This is a genomic window from Streptomyces sp. GMY02, from assembly GCF_019056675.1.
In the GTDB taxonomy this organism is placed as follows: domain Bacteria; phylum Actinomycetota; class Actinomycetes; order Streptomycetales; family Streptomycetaceae; genus Streptomyces; species Streptomyces odonnellii.
Genome location: NZ_CP077658.1, coordinates 2,682,107 through 2,701,193, shown reverse-complemented (window position 1 = coordinate 2,701,193; position 19,087 = coordinate 2,682,107). Strand labels below are relative to the sequence as shown.

The window sequence follows — 19,087 nt, the reverse complement described above, 5'->3', positions numbered from 1 at the left end:
CCAACTGCGGCCCGTCCGGCGTTTGAGGACTAACAGACGGTCAGGCGTCGAAGACCTCGTGGACCAACTGCTGCTGCTCCGACTGGTGGCGCTTCGCGGAGCCGACCGCCGGCGACGAGGAGTGCGGACGCGAGATCCGCCGCAGCCGCTCGGCGCCCGGCACATCGGCGCCGACCGCCAGGTCCAGGTGGTCGATCAGGTTGAGCGCGATGAACGGCCAGGCACCCTGGTTCGCCGGCTCCTCCTGTGCCCACAGGTACTTCTCGGCGTTCGGGAACTTGGCGATCTCGGCCTGGAGTTCCGCACCCGGCAGCGGGTACAGCCGCTCAAGGCGCAGGATCGCGGTGTCCGTGATGCCGCGCTTCTGCCGCTCGGCGTCCAGGTCGTAGTAGACCTTGCCGGCGCAGAAGACCACCTTGCGGACCGCGGCCGGGTCCACACCGGCGTCGCCGATCACCGGGCGGAAGCCGCCGCTGGTGAACTCCTCCGCCTTCGAGGCTGCCGCCTTCAGACGCAGCATCGACTTCGGGGTGAAGACGACCAGCGGCTTGTGGTGCGGGTTGTGGACCTGCCAGCGCAGCAGATGGAAGTAGTTCGACGGCAGCGTGGGCATGGCGACCGTCATGTTGTTCTGCGCGCACATCTGGAGGAAGCGCTCCGGGCGGGCGGACGAGTGGTCCGGGCCCTGGCCCTCGTAACCGTGCGGCAGCAGCAGGGTGACCCCGGAGGTCTGGCCCCACTTCTGCTCGGCCGAGGAGATGAACTCGTCCACGACCGTCTGCGCGCCGTTGACGAAGTCGCCGAACTGCGCCTCCCACATGACCAACGCGTCCGGCCTGGCCAGCGAGTAGCCGTACTCGAAGCCCATCGCCGCGTACTCGCTGAGCAGCGAGTCGTAGACGTTGTAACGGGCCTGCTCGCCGGTGAGGTACTGGAGCGGGGTGTAGTCCTCGCCGGTCTCCTGGTCGACCAGGACCGCGTGGCGCTGGCCGAACGTACCGCGGCGGGTGTCCTGGCCGGAGAGCCGGACCGGGGTGCCCTCCATCAGCAGCGAGCCGATGGCGAGGGTCTCGCCCATGCCCCAGTCGATCGTGCCGTCGTCGACCGAGGCGGCGCGGCGCTGGAGCTGCGGCAGCAGCCGGGGGTGGACGGTGACCGAGTCGGGGATGCTGACCTGCGACTCGGCGATCCGCTTGACGACCTCCTGGGAGACGCCGGTCGCGACCGACACCGGGAACTCGGCCTGGGCGTCCGGGACCTGCGCCGGGGCGGGCTGCGAGGTGGCCTCGCGGACCTCCGCGAAGACCTTCTCCAACTGGCCCTGGAAGTCCTGGAGCGCCTGCTCGGCCTCTTCCAGCGTGATGTCGCCGCGGCCGATCAGCGACTCGGTGTAGAGCTTGCGCACCGAGCGCTTCTTGTCGATCAGACGGACCATCTGCGGGTTGGTGAACTGCGGGTTGTCGCCCTCGTTGTGACCGCGGCGGCGGTAGCAGATGAGGTCGATCACGACGTCCTTGTTGAACGTCTGGCGGAACTCGAAGGCGAGCCGCGCGACACGGACCACGGCCTCCGGGTCGTCGCCGTTCACATGGATGATCGGCGCCTCGATCATGCGGGCCACGTCGGTCGCGTACATGGAGGAGCGCGACGACTCCGGGGCGGCGGTGAAGCCGACCTGGTTGTTGATGACGATGTGCACCGTGCCGCCGGTGCGGTAGCCGCGGAGCTGCGACATGTTGAGCGTCTCGGCGACGACGCCCTGGCCGGCGAAGGCCGCGTCGCCGTGGAGCGCGAGCGGCAGGACCGTGAAGTCCGTGCCCCCCTTGTTGATGATGTCCTGCTTGGCGCGGACAACGCCCTCCAGGACCGGGTCCACGGCCTCCAGGTGCGAGGGGTTGGCGGTCAGCGAGACCTTGATCCGCTCGCCGTCCAGACCGGTGAAGGTGCCCTCGGCGCCCAGGTGGTACTTCACATCGCCGGAGCCGTGCATCGACTTCGGGTCGAGGTTGCCCTCGAACTCGCGGAAGATCTGTGCGTACGACTTGCCCACGATGTTCGCCAGGACATTGAGCCGGCCGCGGTGGGCCATGCCGATGACGACCTCGTCCAGCCGGGACTCTGCGGCGGCGTCCAGAACGGCGTCGAGCAGCGGGATGACGGACTCGCCGCCCTCCAGCGAGAACCGCTTCTGGCCGACGTACTTGGTCTGGAGGAAGGTCTCGAACGCCTCGGCCGCGTTCAGCCGGCGCAGGATCCGGAGCTGCTCCTCGCGCTCGGGCTTGGCGTGCGGACGCTCCACCCGGTCCTGGATCCACTTGCGCTGCTTCGGGTCCTGGATGTGCATGAACTCGATGCCGGTGGTGCGGCAGTACGAGTCGCGCAGCACGCCCAGGATGTCGCGCAGTCTCATCATGGACTTGCCGGCGAAGCCGCCGACCGCGAACTCCCGCTCCAGGTCCCACAGGGTGAGGCCGTGCTCGGTGATGTCCAGGTCGGGGTGCTTGCGCTGGAGGTAGTCCAGCGGGTCGGTGTCGGCCATGACATGGCCGCGCACCCGGTAGGAGTGGATCAGCTCGAAGACCCGCGCGGGCTTGGTGACGTCCTCGTCGTGCGAGGCGTCGATGTCCTTGAGCCAGCGGATCGGCTCGTACGGGATGCGCAGCGCCTGGAAGATCTCGTCGTAGAAGTCGTTCTCGCCGAGCAGCAGTTGGCTGACGATCCGCAGGAACTCGCCGGAGGCGGCGCCCTGGATGACCCGGTGGTCGTAGGTCGAGGTCAGCGTCATGACCTTGGAGATGCCCAGCTTGTTCAGGGTGTCCTGGGAGGTGCCCTGGAACTCGGCCGGGTAGTCCATCGAGCCGACGCCCATGATGACCGACTGACCGGGCATCAGACGCGGCACGGAGTGGACCGTGCCGAGGCCGCCCGGGTTGGTCAGCGAGACGGTGACCCCGGTGAAGTCGTCCATCGTCAGCTTGTTGGCGCGGGCGCGGCGGACGATGTCCTCGTACGCCTGCCAGAACTCGAAGAAGTTGAGCGTCTCGGCCTTCTTGATGCCGGCGACGACGAGCTGGCGGTCGCCGTTCGGCTTCACCAGGTCGATGGCCAGACCGAAGTTGACGTGCTCGGGCTTGACCAGGGTCGGCTTGCCGTCGCGCTCCGCGTACGAGTAGTTCATCGACGGCATGGCCTTGAGGGCCTGCACCATCGCGTACCCGATGAGGTGCGTGAAGGAGATCTTGCCGCCGCGGGCCCGCTTGAGGTGGTTGTTGATGACGATGCGGTTGTCGAAGAGCAGCTTCACCGGGATCGCGCGCACGGAGGTGGCCGTGGGCAGTTCCAGCGAGGCGTTCATGTTCTTCGCGACGGCGGCGGAGGGGCCGCGCAGCGGTACGTACTCCGGGCCGCCGGGGGCGGCAGCGGCGGGCGCCACGGGGGCGGCCTTGGCGGCGGCGGGGGCCGGGGCGGGCGCGGCGGGCTTCGCGGGGGTGGTCGGGGCCGCCGCGGGGGCGGGCCGCACGGGCGCGGGAGCGGGGACGGCGGCGGGCGCGGGCGGGGCCACGGGCGGCGCGGCCTGGGCGGGAGCCGCGGGCCTCGCCGGAGCGGCGGGCGCGGCGGCGGCCTGCGCGGGCCGGGCCGGAGCCTGGGCGGCCGGGGCCGGGGCGGCCTGGGTCGTGGTCACCGCAGCCCCCGCGGCTGCGGTCACGGTGCTCTTGGTGGGCTCGCCCGCCGTGCCGGGAGTGCCCGGCTTGTAGTCGGCGAAGAAGTCCCACCAGGCACGGTCGACCGAATTCGGGTCCTGGAGGTACTGCTGGTAGATCTCGTCGACGAGCCATTCGTTGGCTCCGAAGGCGGCCGCAGGGTTCTTGCCCTGCCCGTCTTCGTCGGTCGAGATGCTCGCGTTACTGGGGGACTGAGACGACACGGCGTGAACCGCCCTCTTCCGCTTCACAAGGTGATGGACAGCGGGAATCAAGGCTACGCCCACCAGGCCTTCAAGTGCAGGCCGGGCGTGCCATCGTCGTGCACATCACATCCGACGGCGGGTTTCGGCGTATGAAATGGCGGGAAACAAGCGGGGTTCCATGGTGGCAGGGCATACAACACCCCGGTGAAGACCGGACTTCGGACCGCACCTCGTGCTTCTGCGGTCACCACGTCGTACCCCTCGCGTACCCCGGCACTTCTCAGGGCCTCGCAGTTCGAAGCCTACGTCAATCGTGCGTTCGGGGTGTTCCCGGAAGAGTGACGCGTATCAGGCAGCCGCGAGCCGATTCGGCCACTCCTATCCGGCCGCCGTGCAGATCCACCGCCCAGCGGGCGATCGCCAGGCCGAGCCCCGTACCGCCGTCGCTGCCGGGGCCGTGCGGGGAGGGCGCCGTACCCCGGTTGAACCGCTCGAAGACCCGGTGCCGCTCCTGCTCGGGGATCCCCGGGCCCTCGTCCTGGACCTCCAGCTCCAGCGACTCGGGCCCGGTGCCGCGCCGCGCGCGTACGGTGACGCGGCCGTGCGGCGGGCTGTGTTTGACGGCGTTGTCGATGAGGTTGGCGACGACCTGGTGGAGCCGCTCCGCGTCGGCGTGCGCGGTCAGTTCGGGCGGCGACACATCGAGATGCAGATGCACGTCCGTACGGGTGTGACTGCTGGAGCCGGACCCCATCGCGCGCCGCGAGGCGGCCAGATTGGCCTCCTTGAGCACCCCGGAGAGATACGGCCACACCTCGAAGCGCTGTGCCCTGAGCGGTACGACGCCGTTGTCCAGCCGGGACAGATCGAGCAGGGTCTCGGTCAGCCGGCCGAGCCGCTCCGTCTGGCGCAGAGCCGTGCGCATCGTCTCGGGATCGGCGGCGGACACCCCGTCGACGACGTTCTCCAGTACGGCGCGCAGGGCCGCGATGGGCGTGCGCAGCTCGTGCGAGACATTGGCGATCAGCTCCTTGCGGTGCCGGTCCTCGGCCTCCAGGTCGTCGGCCATGCGGTTGATGGTGGAGGCCAGGTCGCCCAGCTCGTCCTTGCGGTCGGCGCCGCTGACCCGGCGGGTGTAGTCGCCGTGGGAGATGCCCTTGGCGACGGTGTTCATCTCGTCGAGGGGCGCGGTCAGGCCATGGGCCACGAACTGGGTGATCAGCAGGGTGGCGATCACCGAGAAGACGGTGATGAAGCGCAGCTCGGTCTCGGTGCGCAGGGCGACCATCAGCAGGCCGGTGGTGATGAAGACCGAGACGACGACGAGCGTGCCGAGCTTGGCCTTGATCGAGAACGGCCGCAGACCGGTGCCCTCGGGGGCGGCGGTGATCTCCGCGCCGGAGCCGCCGGTGCCGTGTCCGGCCGTGCCGCGCCGACCGGTGCCGTGCCTGTCGGCGCTGTGTCCGCCCGTGTGCTGTCTGCCGGTACCCGGCCCGGCGGAGCCCGGTCTGCCGGTGCCGCCGGAGCCGCCGGACGCCGGCGGGCTCATGGTGCGGGGGTCTCCAGCGCGTACCCGACGCCGTGCACCGTACGGATGCGCTCGGCGCCGATCTTCCGGCGCAGCGCCTTGATGTGGCTGTCGACCGTACGGGTCCCGGAGGCGTCCGCCCAGTCCCACACCTCGGCGAGGAGCTGCTCCCGGGAGAGCACCGCGCGCGGGGTGTTCGCCAGGCAGACCAGCAGATCGAACTCCGTCGGCGTGAGATGGACGTCCTCGCTGCGCACCCGCACCCGGCGCTGCGCGTGATCGATCTCCAGCTCGCCGAGGCGCAGGATGCCGCTGCGCGGAGTCACCGCGGCGAGCGCCGCGCGCTCCACCCGGCGCAGCAGCACATGCACCCGGGCCGCCAGCTCCCGCATGGAGAACGGCTTGGTCATGTAGTCGTCGGCGCCGACCCCGAGGCCGACCAGCATGTCGGTCTCGTCGTCGCGCGCCGTCAGCATCAGCACCGGCACCGGGCGCTGCGCCTGGACCCGGCGGCAGACCTCAAGACCGTCGAAGCCGGGCAGCATGACGTCGAGGACCATCAGGTCCGGCTGCCAGGCCTCGGCGGCGTCGACGGCCGCCGGGCCGTCCGCCGCCGTCTGGACCAGGAATCCCTCGGCCCTCAGCCGCGCCGCGATGGCGTCGACGATCGTCGTGTCGTCCTCGACGACCAGGACCCGGCGCTGGGCGCCGGGCGTGGCCGCCACTCCGTTGTGGCTGGTGTGTGTCTGCTCCATCGCCCGCCCCTGGTACGCGTTCCGTGATCCTTGATCCCGCGATCCACGTCCCCGCTGCGGATGTGGATCGATGTGTGTGTGGTGCAGCGTAGAGGCAGCGGGAGCTTCCCGGCTACGCAGTGCGAACACCGAGATGGACCACGTCGGGTACGCCTCGGGCAACCTGGATCTCTTCCTCCCGTACCCCGGTGAAACCGGCATTCCGCAACGCTTCGCCGAACGCGGCGGAGGGCCGGGCCGACCATACGGCGAGCACACCGCCGGGTTCCAGCCGCGCGCGGCAGGCGGCCAGACCGTCCGCGGAGTACAGGTTTCCGTTGCCTTCGGTGACGGTCCAGTCGGGTCCGTTGTCGATGTCCAGGCAGAGCGCGTCGTAACGTTCCGTGGCGGTCCGCACGTACGCGACCAGGTCGGCCCGGACGATCTCCACCCGGGGGTCGGCCAGCGCCGCGGCCGAGATCCGGGAGAGCGGGCCCTCGCGGTGCCAGTCGATGACGGCCTGCTCGCGCTCGACGACCACGACGCGGCCCCAGCGCGGGTCGGCGGCGGCGTGCGCCAGCGAGAAGCCGACGCCGAGTCCGCCGATGAGGACGGACGGCAGCGGGTTCCGGTCGGGCGGGGCGGGCAGCGCGGCCAGGGCGGCGTCGATCAGCAGCCGCTCGGAACGCCCGTCCGAGGTGTCCATCAGGAAGCACCCGTTGGCGATGATTTCCAGCCGCTCGCCGCGCTGCCGCAGAACGATCTCGCCGTACGGCCCGTCACGCCGGTCGAGGGTGACGGGCGCGGGGAGGGTGGTCGGGGGTGCGGGCATGCTGGCCTTTCCGCCGGGAGGGTACGGACGACGTCGCCGCCATCCTTACGCTCAGAGTCGGAAGGGGCCAAACCGGTTCCGTCGAATCTCACCGGTCTCACCGGCTCTCGCGTCGCGCACCCCGCCACGCGTACAGCGCGGCCCCGACGACGTACGCGACCACCGCCGTCACCCATGCGGCGGCCTGCGGTCCCGGCTGCATGGGCCATGCCCAGACGGCCGCCGCGCCGCCCGGTGTCCGCGGCGCGGACAGATAGGTGCCGCTCACGTACACAGTCATCGGCAGCCAGCTCAGCCGCGCCCCGAGGAGGGCCGCCGCCCCGGCCGTGACTCCGGTGGCACCGAGCAGATTGCGCACGATCGCCGGAGCCCCGAACTCCTCGGGGTGGCCCGGTACGGCGAGCGCGAGGCACGCGGCCGCGAGCGCGGTCAGTACGAGCAGATGGGCCGCCCGCCGGAACCACCACGGGCGTACGGCCGTACGGTCCAGCTCGTCGCTGTGCGTATACAGCCCGGTCCCGATCACCCCCGCCGCCAGCAGCGGAGCGAGCACCACGACCGGGACGCGGGCGCTCGGGCTGTGGCCGAACCGAGGCTGCGCCTGGAGCCAGTACGCGGCCCACGCGGCGGCGAGTGCGGTGCAGGCGAGGGCGGCGAGGGTGGCGGGGAGGATGCGGGAGCGGGCGTAGAGGGCGTACAGCGTGAACAGGGTCGAGGGAGTTGTTTTGGTCGTCATTGTTGTGGTCACGGGGCCGGGATGGTGTCGGGGCGGCAGCGGTCAACGGCCAGATAGCGGGCGAGATAGGCACGGCTCTGCTCGGTGTCCATGGCGCGGAGCCGCTTGAGATGAACCGTGACTTCCGGCTGCGTGGAGGGGCCGAAGTCCGGGCGCGGGGCGAGCCATTGGGTTACGGCGAGGTCGATGGCATCGATCTGTTCCTGGCCGCGGGTGTCGGTCGTGGTCCGTACGCAGCCGTCGAGGAGCCGCCTGGCCGCCTCGTGTGTGAAGGACCGGCCGCGTACGGTCGGTTCGACCAGGGTCGGCAGCCGCACGTCCCCCGGGCGGGTGTCGTTTCCGTACGGTCCGTCGACCCAGCGGGCTGGTGCTCCGGGGACGCCGCGCAGTTTCGCGTTGAGGCCGGCGAGCGCGGCCGAGGTGCCGGGCAGCAGTTTCCGGTCGACCGCCGTCACGCACACCTGTGGTGTGCCGTCGTCGCAGACGAGCCGGGCCGCTTCCGGATCGGGGTACCAGACCGCGTCCCCGGTCCGTGCGATCGGCACGGCGGCGGCGACGGCCAGGGCGAGCGGCAGCAGGGCGAGGGCGCGGCGCCGGGCGGCGTACGCGAGCAGCGCGGCGAGGGCGATACCGCCCGTCCACACGGCACTCGCGGGCCCGAACCACCACACAGGCTGATCCCACGTGTAGCTGTGCTGGACGGCTGGATTCAGCCAGCGGGCAGGGGCGTTGCTGTACAGGGGAATGGCCAGGCCGACATAGGTGACGGCCGCGAGCATGGGGGCGGCCAGCCGCCACGGAACCAGCCGGCCGGCGACGAAGCCGAGCACCCCGAGGGCGCCGAGGGCCACGGCGTCCGCGCCGATCAGCGAGACGAAGGGCCGGCCCCCACTCGTATGCGGCCAGGCCACGAGCAGACACCCGGCCGCGGCGACGAGATACCCGGCGACCGGCCAGAAGGCGGTGGGCGCCACGGCCATCAGCACCCGCCGCAGCCGGGTACGGGGAACCGACCCCCACAGCTCCTCGGTCCCGCGCCGCCGTTCCCGTCCGCCCTGCCAGCACCCGACGGCGACGGCGAGGGGTCCGCAGAGCAGCAGCGCGACGGCACGCAGCAGATCGGTGGTATCGACCCAGTGGGCCTCCCAGCCGGGTGGCTGGAAATACATGGTCACCCCGACGACGAGCGCGCTCACGCCTCCGCCCCAGGGCCCGGCCCCCCGGAGGAACTCGGCCCGCAGGGGCGAGACGGAGCGGGGACGAGGGACGCGGGTGCGTGGGGTGGTGGAGGTGTGGGGGGTACGGGGGGTGCTGGGGCGGCGGGGAGAGCGGGCGGCGTCGGCGCTGCCGGGGGTGCCGAGGGTGTCGGAGGAGCCGGGGGTGCCGGGGGCGGCGGCGAGGTCACCACCGGGGCCGGCTGCGGTGTCGGCGGTGTCGGCAGCGCCGGGAAGACCAGGTGCGCCGAGGGCGCCCGGAATGCCGGACGGTCCGGGGCCGACGGTGGTGCCTTGGGCTCCGGTCGGGCCTGCGGTGTCGGACGGGCAGGGGTCGACAGCGGCGCCTGGGGCACCGGTCGGACCCGAGGTTCTGAGGGTGCCCGGGGTGCCGGTGGTTCCTGCGGTGCCGGTCGGGCCGAGGCCGACAGCCGCGCCTGAGGTTCCGGACGGGCCCGCGGTGCCCGTGGTCCCCGGCGTGTCGAGGTCGCTCATCCCTGCCTCCCCGTGGCCGGTCCGGGCGCCGTCGTCGCTGCCGTGCGGTGGGACCGTAGCGCCGCCGTGTAGCCCCGTTCGATCGGGTGGTCGCCCGGTTCGCCGGCCTCCGCGCCCAGTGCCGTCAGCTCCGTCGTCGTACCGCGGAACGCGACCCGGCCCGACTCCAGCAGGGTGACCTCCGAACAGGCAGCGGCGACGTCCTCCACCAGATGCGTGGAGACGATGACCGTGGAAGCGGTGCCCATTTCGCGGAGCAGTGCTCTGAATTCGACGCGCTGCTCCGGATCGAGACCGGCGGTCGGTTCGTCGAGCAGCAGCAACTCCGGCTCGTTCACGATCGCCTGCGCGATCCCGACCCGTCGCACCATCCCGCCGGAGAGCGTTTTCACCTTGGCGTCGATACGGTCCGCCAGCCCCACCCGTTCCACCGCGTACGCCACCGCCTCCGGCACCTCCGCCGCCGGCATCTCCTTGAGCCACGCCACGTACGAGACGAACTCGCGGACCGTGAACCCCGGGTAGTAGCCGAACTCCTGCGGCAGATAGCCGAGCCGCCGCCGTACCGCCGAGCGGTCGTCGTGCCGGGAGACGTCGCGGCTGAGCAGTTCGACCCGCCCCGCGGCCGGCGCGGCGACGGTCGCCAGCACCCGGATCAGGGAGGTCTTGCCGGCTCCGTTCGGGCCGAGCAGGCCGTGCACGCCGGTGCCGAAGCCGAGATCGACCGCGTCGAGCGCGACCGTACGCCGGTGCCTCACTGTCAGCCTGCGTACGTCCACTCCCGTCCCCACCGCCTTCCCCGCTCCCACCGCGTCAGCCGTGTCCATTGCCGTCATGCGCTCTCCCCTTGACCACTTGCTCTTGACCGCTTGCTCTTGACCGCTCGCCGTCTTCGCCGTCTTGATCCGCCCGCCGACGCGCCTCGCCCACGCGCCTCATACGCGCCCCGGAGCGCCGAAGTCCGGGTGGTCGAACGACCGCCGCCGCAGCACCAACAGCCCCGCGCACACCGCCGCGCCCGCGCCCCAGCCGCCCTGCGCCGCCGCGCCGTCGAGGAACCGGGCCAGATACGTGGACAGTTCGGCCACCGGCAGCGGCGAGACCGCGACGGCGTCCCCCTGCCGGGCCGTCCCCAGCACGGGTACGGCGAGCGCCCCCGCCCACACCGCCGCGACCGCGCCGGCCGCCGTACGGCACCCCACGTACGAACCGAGCACCAGCGCCGCCAGCGTCAGCGCCAGCCCCGGCAGCAGCCATGCCGCCGCGCCCGGAACCTCCGCCGAGGCGGGCAGCACCGCGCCGGTCAGGGTGAGCAGGGGCAGGCTCACCGCCAGTACGGCGGTGGTACGGGTCAGCAGCAGCCGCAGCCCGCCGCCCGGGCTGGACGCGCCGATCTCGTACATCGGGTCGACGTGCTGCCCGTACGACACCGCCACCCCGGCGAGCGGCAGTACCGGCGCCAGCGCCAGCAGCAGCGGGCGCGCCCCGGCGAACCCGGCGCCGTACGCCAGCCCGACCGCCCCCGCGGCCACCAGCACCAGGGCCACCAGCCAGGAACCGCGCAGCGCGGGCCCGGCGGCCCAGAGGACGCGGGCCACGAGCCCGGTCCGCGGGGCGCCCACGCGCGGTGTGGGCCGCGCCGCCGGTACTGACGGCAGCGGCGGCGCTGAAGGCCGTACTGACGGCCCTGCCGCTGCCGTCAGCACCGCCGCTCTGACCTCGGCGAGTACGGGACCCGCGGCACCCCTCCGTACCGCCGCGGACACCCGTACCGCGCAGGCGCCGCACGACTCGACGTGCTTCTCCAGCGACCAGGCGTCGGGCTCGGGCGCGGAGCCGGCCGCGTAGGCGGCGGCCAGCGCGTCGTCCACATGCCAGGCGCGGATGCCGTGCCAGGCGCGGATGCGGTGCGAGGCGGGGATGCCGTGCGAGGCGCCCTTGGGGCGCTTTCCGGCGGTGTTCATGCCGTACCTCCCATCGGGGCGATCTGGTCCAGCGCGGCCCGCAGCTCCTTGCGGGCCCGCGCCGCACGGGACTTGACGGTGCCCTCGGGTATGCCGAGGAGCCGTGCGGTCTCACGGGTGGTGAGGCCGTCGACGACGGTGGCGCGCAGAACCTCGCGGAGTTCGGGGGAGATCCGGTCGAGCGCGGCGCCGACGTCGCCGTACTCCAGCCCCGCCAGCACACGCTCCTCGGCTGACGGCGCGACGGCGCCGGGTTCGTGCCCGGCCTCCGCCCGGTCGGCCCGCTCGGCCCGCGCCCGTGAGCGCTCCGCGTCCACCAGCCGCCGCGCGGCGATCACCCAGAGCCAGCCCCCGGCCTCGCCGCCGCGATGGCTCGCGGCGGAACGCCACACGGTGACGAAGGTGTCCTGGAGGACTTCCCGTACGGTCTCGGGATCCCCGCACCGCCGCGTCAGCCGCGCGAACAGCCACCCGGCGTGCCGGTCGTACAGCACCCCCAGCGCCTCCGGGTCCCCCCGCGCCGACAGCCCGCAACAGGACCCCGTCATCCGGCTCACCCCCCATGGGGCGGAAAAGTCTCACACCCCTCTATCGCCCCCGCCACCACGAACGGTTCACACGGCCCGCGCCGACACCGCCCGGACAAGCGCCACAGCGGCCGGGTGCCCCGCCCGTCCCCCCCGTATCCCCGTACCCCCGGGGCAGCCCACCCCGTCGCCCCCAGCCCCGCCCCCGTCGCCCCCCCCGGGAAGCCATCGCCCACCCCCGGTGTTCACCCCCACACGGCCCCTCTCGCCGCCGTGGCCGTCCCGCCGTGGCAGTCCCCGTGGCCGTCCGCCGTGGCAGTGCGATCGCTCAGAGCGAACGCCCCCGGGGGAACATACCGAGGCTCACAAGCATTGAGTCGGTATAGCTCAACTTGACTGCCGAAGGGGAGATCATGGCTGCCATGTCCACACCGCTCACGCTTCCCGTGCTGCCGCTCGACGACGAGGTCGTGCTGCCCGGCATGGTGGTGCCGCTCGACCTGTCCGATGCCGAGGTCCGGGCCGCTGTGGAGGCCGCGCAGGCCGCCGCACGGGTCGAGGACGGAGGGAAGGGCAAGCCGAAGGTGCTGCTCGTGCCGCGCATCGACGGGACCTATGCCGGGACCGGCGTGCTCGGGACCGTCGAGCAGGTCGGCCGGCTCTCCGACGGCGACCCCGGCGCACTGATCCGGGGGCGCGGACGCGTACAGATCGGGGCCGGTACGACCGGGCCCGGCGCGGCCCTCTGGATCGAGGGGCTGAGCATCGACGAGACCGCCCCCGACCCGCTGCCCGGCGCGGTCGTCGAGCTGGTCAAGGAGTACAAGGCGCTCGCCACCGACTGGCTCAAGAAGCGCGGCGCCTGGCAGGTCGTGGACCGTGTCCAGCAGATCGAGGACGTGTCCGCGCTCGCCGACAATTCCGGTTACTCACCGTTCCTCTCCACCGCCCAGAAGGTCGAGCTGCTGGAGACCACCGACCCGGTCGCCCGGCTGAGGCTCGCCACCGAGCAACTCCGCCACCACCTCGCCGAGCAGGATGTCGCCGAGTCCATCGCCAAGGACGTCCAGGAGGGCGTCGACAAGCAGCAGCGCGAGTTCCTGCTGCGCCGCCAGCTCGACGCCGTACGCAAGGAGCTGCGCGAGCTGAACGGCGAAGGGGACGAGGACGAGTCCGGCGACTACCGGTCGCGTGTCGAGGCCGCCGATCTCCCCGAGAAGGTGCGGGAAGCCGCGCTCAAGGAGGTCGACAAGCTGGAGCGCGCCTCCGACCAGAGCCCGGAGGGTTCCTGGATCCGCACCTGGCTGGACACGGTCCTGGAGCTGCCCTGGAACGAGCGCACGGAGGACGCGTACGACATCCGCGGCGCGCAGGCCGTCCTCGACGCCGAGCACGCGGGCCTGGAGGACGTGAAGGAGCGGATCACCGAGTATCTGGCCGTGCGCAAGCGGCGCGCGGACCGCGGCCTCGGTGTGGTCGGCGGCCGGCGCGGCGGCGCCGTACTGGCCCTCGTCGGCCCTCCCGGCGTCGGCAAGACCTCGCTCGGCGAGAGCGTGGCGCACGCGATGGGCCGCAAGTTCGTACGGGTCGCGCTCGGCGGCGTACGGGACGAGGCGGAGATCCGCGGGCACCGGCGTACGTACGTGGGCGCGCTGCCGGGCCGTATCGTGCGGGCGATCAAGGAGGCGGGTTCGATGAACCCGGTCGTCCTGCTCGACGAGATCGACAAGGTCGGCTCCGACTTCCGCGGCGACCCGGCCGCGGCGCTGCTCGAAGTCCTGGACCCGGCGCAGAACCACACCTTCCGCGACCACTATCTGGAGGTCGAACTCGACCTGTCCGACGTGGTGTTCCTGGCCACGGCGAATGTCCTGGAGGCCATCCCGGAGGCGCTGCTCGACCGTATGGAGCTGGTCAGGCTCGACGGCTACACCGAGGACGAGAAGATCGTCATCGCCCGGGACCACCTGCTGCCCAGGCAGCTCGAACGCGCGGGCCTGGAGCCCGGCGAGGTCACGCTGGAGGACGAGGCGCTGCGCAAGCTGGCGGGGAGTACACCCGCGAGGCGGGCGTACGGAACCTGGAGCGCGCCATCGCACGGCTGCTCCGCAAGGTCGCGGCCGAGCACGAACTGGGCGACCGCGAGCTGCCGTTCACCCTCGGCGCCGAGCATCTGCGCAAGCTGATCGGCCGGCCGCACCATGTGCCCGAGTCCGCGCAGGACCCGGCCGAGCGGCGTACGGCGGTGCCGGGCGTGGCCACGGGCCTCGCGGTGACCGGCGCGGGCGGCGACGTCCTGTACGTGGAGGCGTCGCTGGCCGATCCGGAGACCGGCGCGTCCGGGCTGACCCTGACCGGACAGCTCGGCGATGTGATGAAGGAGTCGGCGCAGATCGCGCTCTCCTTCCTCCGCTCGCACGGCGCGGAACTGGAGCTGCCGGTGGCCGACCTCAAGGACCGGGGCGCGCACATCCACTTCCCGGCGGGCGCGGTGCCGAAGGACGGCCCGAGCGCGGGCATCACGATGACGACGGCGCTCGCCTCGCTGCTCAGCGGGCGGCTGGTCCGTACGGATGTCGCCATGACCGGCGAGGTCTCGCTGACCGGCCGGGTGCTGCCCATCGGCGGCCTCAAGCAGAAGCTGCTGGCCGCCCATCGCGCGGGCATCACGACGGTCGTGATCCCGAAGCGCAACGAACCGGACCTGGACGACGTCCCGGCCGAGATCCTCGACAAGCTGGACGTCCACCCGGTGACGGACGTCCGCCAGGTCCTGGACCTGGCCCTCACCCCGGCAGCGATCCCGGACACCCTGACCAAGACGGCGGCCTGACCCCCGCACGAACAACACCCCCCACGGCCGGCCCCCACCCGGGGCCGGCCGCGGCCGTACGAGTTCTGGTTACGGCTGATCCGGCGTGAACTCGTAGCGCAGCTCGTAGAGATGGCCCGCCTTGGCCATGACCGTCGCCTCGATGGGTCGCTCGCCGTCCCCGTACACCACGCGCAGCGTCCGCAGCACGGGCAGGTCGCCCGGCAGGCGGAGCGCCTCGTACTGCTCCTGCGTGGGCACACGCGCGGAGACGCGGTCGACGCTGAGGCGGGGCGGGTGGCCGAGTGAGGCCAGGAGCGCCGGGGTTCCGCCCTTGATACGGCGGCGTTCCATCAGCGCGGTGCCCCGGGCGATGTCCAGCGGGTAGTAGGAGTGGACGAGTTCCACCGGTTCGTCGTCGAGCGTGAGCACCTGGTGGCGGAGCAGGGCCGTACCGCCCTCGGGCAGGCCGAGCGCCGCGGCGACGTCCGCCGGAGGCGCCGCCTCGCCCACGGACAGCAGTCGGCTCCGGGCCTCTCCGCCGTGTTTCGCGGTCTCGGCCAGCCAGGGGTAGGCCTCACCATCGGCGGCGGGGGCCATGTACGCGGCGGGCCTTACGGTGAGCTGCCGGTGGTCCCGTACGGTCACGGAGGCGCCCGCGCGTCCCACGACGAGCCGTTCGTCCTTGAGGAGCTGGAGTGCTTTCTGGATGGTGGCGTTCGACGCGTCGAACCGGTCCTTGAGCTGAGCGGTGGACGGCAGGCCGGTGCCGGGCGCGAGGTCGCCGGTCATGATCTCGTCACGCAGGTCGGCGGCGATCCGTTCGTGGAGGGAACGGCGGTCGTGTGCGTCCTGTTCGGTTCTGGGCACGGTCATCCGATCCGCAGCTCGTAGCGCAGCCGCTGAAGGCGGGCCGGCATGGTCATGAGGTCGGCCTGGACGGGCCGGTCGTCGGCGTCGAGGGTGACCCGTGCGAGACGCAGGACCGGCTCGTCGGGCTCGGTGCGCAGGGCGTCCCGCTCCTCGGGGGTGGGCAATCGGGCCGTTACGTCTTCCCTGACCAGCACGCCCACGTGTCCGAGCTCGCGGAGCAGGGCGACGGCTCCGCCGGGGATCTTGGCTGTACCGGCGAGGCGGGTGCCACGGGCGATGGAGGCCGGGTAGTAGGTGTCGGTCAGCTCGCAGGGCCGGTCGTCCAGGTACATGACCCGTCTGCGGACGACGACGGCCTCTCCTTCGGGCACCCCGAGCAGCTCCGCCACATCGGCAGGCGCCGGGACCTCTCCCGCACCGACAATCCGCTGCCCACCCCGCCGCCCCCGCGCGGCCGCCTCGGCCGCCCAGGCGTCGGCTGCACTCACCCCCGTAGCGGCCACGTACGGCATCGAGCTGCTCACCCACTCACCAGCGCTCACGGCATTCCTCCACCCGGCCCGTGCCCGACCTCGCTGCTTTACACGGTAAGCGGCTCAGTTGCGGTAGCGACGCTTTCCATGAGCCCGGACGTACGCCCGTTGCGCGCGGCTTCGCCCTCGGCCGTGAGGCGCGGTGCGAAGGAGTCGGTAAACAGGCCTGCGCGCCGCAGGGCGGAGCGGTCCCGGCCGGGGGCGGGGGCCGGGACCGCGGGGGCTTGGGGTCAGCCGTTGGCCAGGGCCTGGACTCGGTCCAGGGCGCCGTTGAAGCGGTTGTGGTCGCCCACGATCGGGCCCGTCGACGTGTACTGCCAGATCGTCTGGTAGCCCCAGCCGGCCGGGAGTTCGCCGACCGTCGTGTCGTAGCGCGCGATCCACAGCGGGTTCGTGCTGCCGAAGCCCGCGTAGTTTCCGGTGCAGTCCTTCCACCAGCTCGTGGCCGTGTAGATCACGGCGTCACGGCCGGTGCGGGCCCGGTAGGTGGTCAGGAAGTCGCGGATCCAGGCGACCATCTGGGACTGCGTCTTGCCGTAGCAGGCCGCGCCGTACGGGTTCCACTCGATGTCCAGCACACCCGGCAGCGTCTTGCCGTCGCGCGACCACGCGCCGCCGCCGTCGGCGAAGTAGTTGGCCTGGTTGGCGCCGCTGGAGTCGTTGGGGGTGGCGAAGTGGTACGCGCCACGGATCATGCCGATGTTGTACGAGCCGTTGTACTGCTGTGCGAAGTAGGGGTTCTTGTAGTAGTTCCCCTCGGTGGCCTTGGTATAGGCCCACTTCACACCACTGCTCCACAGCGCCGACCAGTTGACATTGCCCTGGTGCCCCGAGACGTCCACACCTTCGGTCTGGACGGCACGGTCCGTACGGGGCAGACCGCCCTGGCCATCGTGTTCGATTACGCCCATGCCCATATGGGCAGAGCCTCGTGGGGGAGTGCTGTCGGCCGGCGGACCCGCCGGGTTGTCGGCGGCGCCGGCCGTACCCGGCAGGGTGAGGGCGAGCGCGGGGACGGTGAGGAGCGCGGCGGCCGCGGCGATGAGTGAGCGGCCGGTCGTTCCGGATCTGTGCACGGGCATTGCGTGCCTCCGAAGACCTCGTGGGGGGAGTGCGCGTGATGGGTCGACATGCGGTGGGGATGGACATGTCACTCATGAAGCTACGCACGTAGACCAGGTGACGGAAGGGCGCCACGCGGCTGCCGTTGGTATAAACCTGCGAAATACTGGCCGAGCTGCGGCAACAGTCGTCGGCAAAAGAAACTTTCAGGAGCGGAAAAGCGCGCGATGGGTGCTGACGTGCACGGGAGCAGTACGGAAAATGAACCGGAGCATGGCCGGTGGAATGGTGTGGACCATGAATTCCTGGCCCTGGAGCGGGAACTGGCGGTCTTTTTGCGCCGCGCCCGCGCCAATTCCGGAGAGATGGCGCGCGCGGTCCATCCCGATCTGGAACCCGCCGCGTACGGACTGCTCGTACGGCTGGAGGAGACCGGCGGTCAGCGCGCCACCGAGCTGGCCGCGTACTTCGGCGTCGGCAAGGCCACGATGAGCCGGCAGCTCCGCGCCCTGGAGGAGCTGCGGCTGGTCACGCGTGAGCCCGATCCGGCGGACGGGCGCGCCTGGCTCATCCGGATCACCGACGAGGGCAGGGCGCGCTTCCGACGGGTGCGGGACGCCCGCCGCGCGATGTACGTACAGAAGCTGGCGGACTGGGACCGCGCGGAGATCGCCGAGCTGGCCCGGCTGCTGAACCACCTGAACAAGCGCGCGGAGAGCTGAGCGCCCCGGGGAGGACGGAGCGGGGAGGGGGAGTGCGGCCCCCTCACGGCTCCCCTCGCGGCTCCGCTCACGGGCTCCGCTCACGGGCTCCACTCACGGGCTCCACTCACGGCCCCCTCGCAGCGCCACTCGCGGCCCCCCTCACCGCTCCCCTCACAGCTCCACGAACGTCACCGTCGCGTCGTCGCTCGCCTTCCCCCGCCGGAACGCCGTCCCCTCCGGATCCGCGTACTCCGCCGCCCTGACCCGGTCGATCAGTTCCTGCGGTCCGTTCTTCCGTACCAGCGCCAGGCAGTCCGCCCAGCCGCCCTCCCGGAACACGTCCACCCAGCGGGCCGCGCCGTCCGTCAGGGCCAGCAGCGACCGTATCCGCGCGGCCGGTGTACGGCCCGTCACCGCCCGCGCCGCCACCTCCGGGTCCGCCGCCGCCGTGAAGAAGCCGCCCTCCGCGTTGCGCAGCGCGTCCGCCGAGGCCACCGAGCGCAGCGCCGCGCGCGGTACGCGGTCGAGCCGGTCGTCCAGCACCGCCCGTACCGCGCCGTCCGGCGACTCCAGCAGCAGTGTCGAGTCGGACAGGACCAGATGTTCGACGCCGTCCCCGTCCCAGCGCGCCAGTACGACGGTTGTCTGGGGCGTGCGCACGTGAGAAAGGTCACATGTGTCGCGATGTGCGTCCGCCGTACGGGTGATCGAAGTGGCAAGGACTTCTGCCAGTGTCATATCCCAACGGGAACCGGACAGTTCGGCGAGCGCCCCGCCCAGTCGCGCGGTGAACCAGGGCACACCATGCACACAACCGTCGTCCCCCGCCGGCGGGGTCACCCCGTCCAGTACGACCAGTGCACCACCCCGGCCGACGGCTGGCAGAGTCACGGATGTCCAGTCCTCATTGGGCCTCGCGGCGGCCCCCGGCGCGCTGGCCAGTTCGATGCGCATGATGTCCAGTCTGCACGATTCCACCAGTGGACCCCATGACTCCTTCACGGTCTCTGCACGCGCTGTCCGTGGACTCGTACCGCCTGGTCAACCACTGTCATTCGGTCAGAATGAACGCGGTACGAGGGCGGGGTGGGACAGTGCTGACCGTGACCGGCGAGCTGCGGGCGCGCATCCTGCCAAAGCACGCCCCGAAGGTCCACCCGGTACGC

The 19,087-nt window shown here is 71.9% G+C and carries 13 protein-coding genes and 2 pseudogenes; 2 read left to right on the top strand and 13 right to left on the bottom strand.

What is annotated here, in order from left to right:
- Positions 1 to 40: 40 nt before the first annotated feature.
- The 9 genes and pseudogenes from KQY30_RS11160 to KQY30_RS11115 all read right to left on the bottom strand — a co-directional run bounded on the left by KQY30_RS11160 (position 41) and on the right by KQY30_RS11115 (position 11,974).
- On the bottom strand, positions 41 to 3,925 hold the full coding sequence (locus tag KQY30_RS11160) for a multifunctional oxoglutarate decarboxylase/oxoglutarate dehydrogenase thiamine pyrophosphate-binding subunit/dihydrolipoyllysine-residue succinyltransferase subunit (protein WP_217306697.1): 3,885 nt from the start codon (positions 3,923 to 3,925) through the stop codon (positions 41 to 43).
- Positions 3,926 to 4,214: 289 nt separating this feature from the next.
- Positions 4,215 to 5,270: a HAMP domain-containing sensor histidine kinase gene (locus KQY30_RS11155; protein ID WP_046508864.1), complete on the bottom strand. Its 1,056-nt coding sequence runs from the start codon at positions 5,268 to 5,270 to the stop codon at positions 4,215 to 4,217.
- 182 nt (positions 5,271 to 5,452) lie between these two features.
- Complete coding sequence (locus KQY30_RS11150; RefSeq protein WP_046508857.1) at positions 5,453 to 6,190, bottom strand: response regulator transcription factor; 738 nt, start codon at positions 6,188 to 6,190, stop codon at positions 5,453 to 5,455.
- 112 nt (positions 6,191 to 6,302) lie between these two features.
- The gene (locus tag KQY30_RS11145) at positions 6,303 to 7,001 is read right to left on the bottom strand and encodes a spermidine synthase (protein WP_217306696.1); all 699 of its coding nucleotides are present in this window, start codon (positions 6,999 to 7,001) and stop codon (positions 6,303 to 6,305) included.
- Between the two features lie 97 nt (positions 7,002 to 7,098).
- Positions 7,099 to 7,737, bottom strand: coding sequence for a hypothetical protein (locus KQY30_RS11140; protein ID WP_217310977.1), 639 nt, complete (start codon positions 7,735 to 7,737; stop codon positions 7,099 to 7,101).
- Between the two features lie 8 nt (positions 7,738 to 7,745).
- Positions 7,746 to 9,446, bottom strand: a complete 1,701-nt coding sequence (locus KQY30_RS11135) for a hypothetical protein (RefSeq protein ID WP_302185308.1) — start codon at positions 9,444 to 9,446, stop codon at positions 7,746 to 7,748.
- The gene (locus tag KQY30_RS11125) at positions 9,443 to 10,273 is read right to left on the bottom strand and encodes an ABC transporter ATP-binding protein (RefSeq protein WP_217310976.1); all 831 of its coding nucleotides are present in this window, start codon (positions 10,271 to 10,273) and stop codon (positions 9,443 to 9,445) included. Before KQY30_RS11125 ends, KQY30_RS11135 begins: the two co-directional genes overlap by 4 nt.
- Positions 10,274 to 10,381: 108 nt before the next feature.
- A complete protein-coding gene (locus KQY30_RS11120; RefSeq protein ID WP_217310975.1) occupies positions 10,382 to 11,332 on the bottom strand; it encodes a zf-HC2 domain-containing protein in 951 nt (316 codons plus the stop codon).
- A 74-nt stretch (positions 11,333 to 11,406) separates the two neighbouring features.
- Positions 11,407 to 11,974, bottom strand: a pseudogene (locus tag KQY30_RS11115) (RNA polymerase sigma factor).
- Positions 11,975 to 12,350: 376 nt separating this feature from the next.
- On the opposite strand from KQY30_RS11115, the pseudogene lon reads away from it, so the two are divergent.
- Positions 12,351 to 14,770, top strand: a pseudogene (lon, locus tag KQY30_RS11110) (endopeptidase La).
- 69 nt (positions 14,771 to 14,839) lie between these two features.
- Here the strand turns inward: lon and KQY30_RS11105 are convergent.
- From KQY30_RS11105 to KQY30_RS11095, 3 genes are all read right to left on the bottom strand, one after another.
- Entirely contained in the window at positions 14,840 to 15,625 is a 786-nt protein-coding gene (locus KQY30_RS11105; RefSeq protein ID WP_217306694.1) for a GntR family transcriptional regulator, read from the bottom strand.
- The gene (locus KQY30_RS11100) at positions 15,622 to 16,164 is read right to left on the bottom strand and encodes a GntR family transcriptional regulator (protein WP_217306693.1); all 543 of its coding nucleotides are present in this window, start codon (positions 16,162 to 16,164) and stop codon (positions 15,622 to 15,624) included. The genes KQY30_RS11105 and KQY30_RS11100 overlap by 4 nt, the downstream gene beginning before the upstream one ends.
- A gap of 221 nt (positions 16,165 to 16,385) precedes the next feature.
- Positions 16,386 to 17,237: a lysozyme gene (locus tag KQY30_RS11095; RefSeq protein WP_217306692.1), complete on the bottom strand. Its 852-nt coding sequence runs from the start codon at positions 17,235 to 17,237 to the stop codon at positions 16,386 to 16,388.
- A gap of 207 nt (positions 17,238 to 17,444) precedes the next feature.
- Here KQY30_RS11095 and KQY30_RS11090 point away from each other — a divergent pair, with 207 nt between their 5' ends.
- Positions 17,445 to 17,939, top strand: a complete 495-nt coding sequence (locus tag KQY30_RS11090) for a MarR family winged helix-turn-helix transcriptional regulator (protein WP_217306691.1) — start codon at positions 17,445 to 17,447, stop codon at positions 17,937 to 17,939.
- Between the two features lie 153 nt (positions 17,940 to 18,092).
- On the opposite strand, the gene KQY30_RS11085 is transcribed toward KQY30_RS11090, so the two are convergent.
- A complete protein-coding gene (locus KQY30_RS11085) occupies positions 18,093 to 18,875 on the bottom strand; it encodes a protein phosphatase 2C domain-containing protein (RefSeq protein ID WP_217306690.1) in 783 nt (260 codons plus the stop codon).
- Positions 18,876 to 19,087 lie beyond the last annotated feature (212 nt).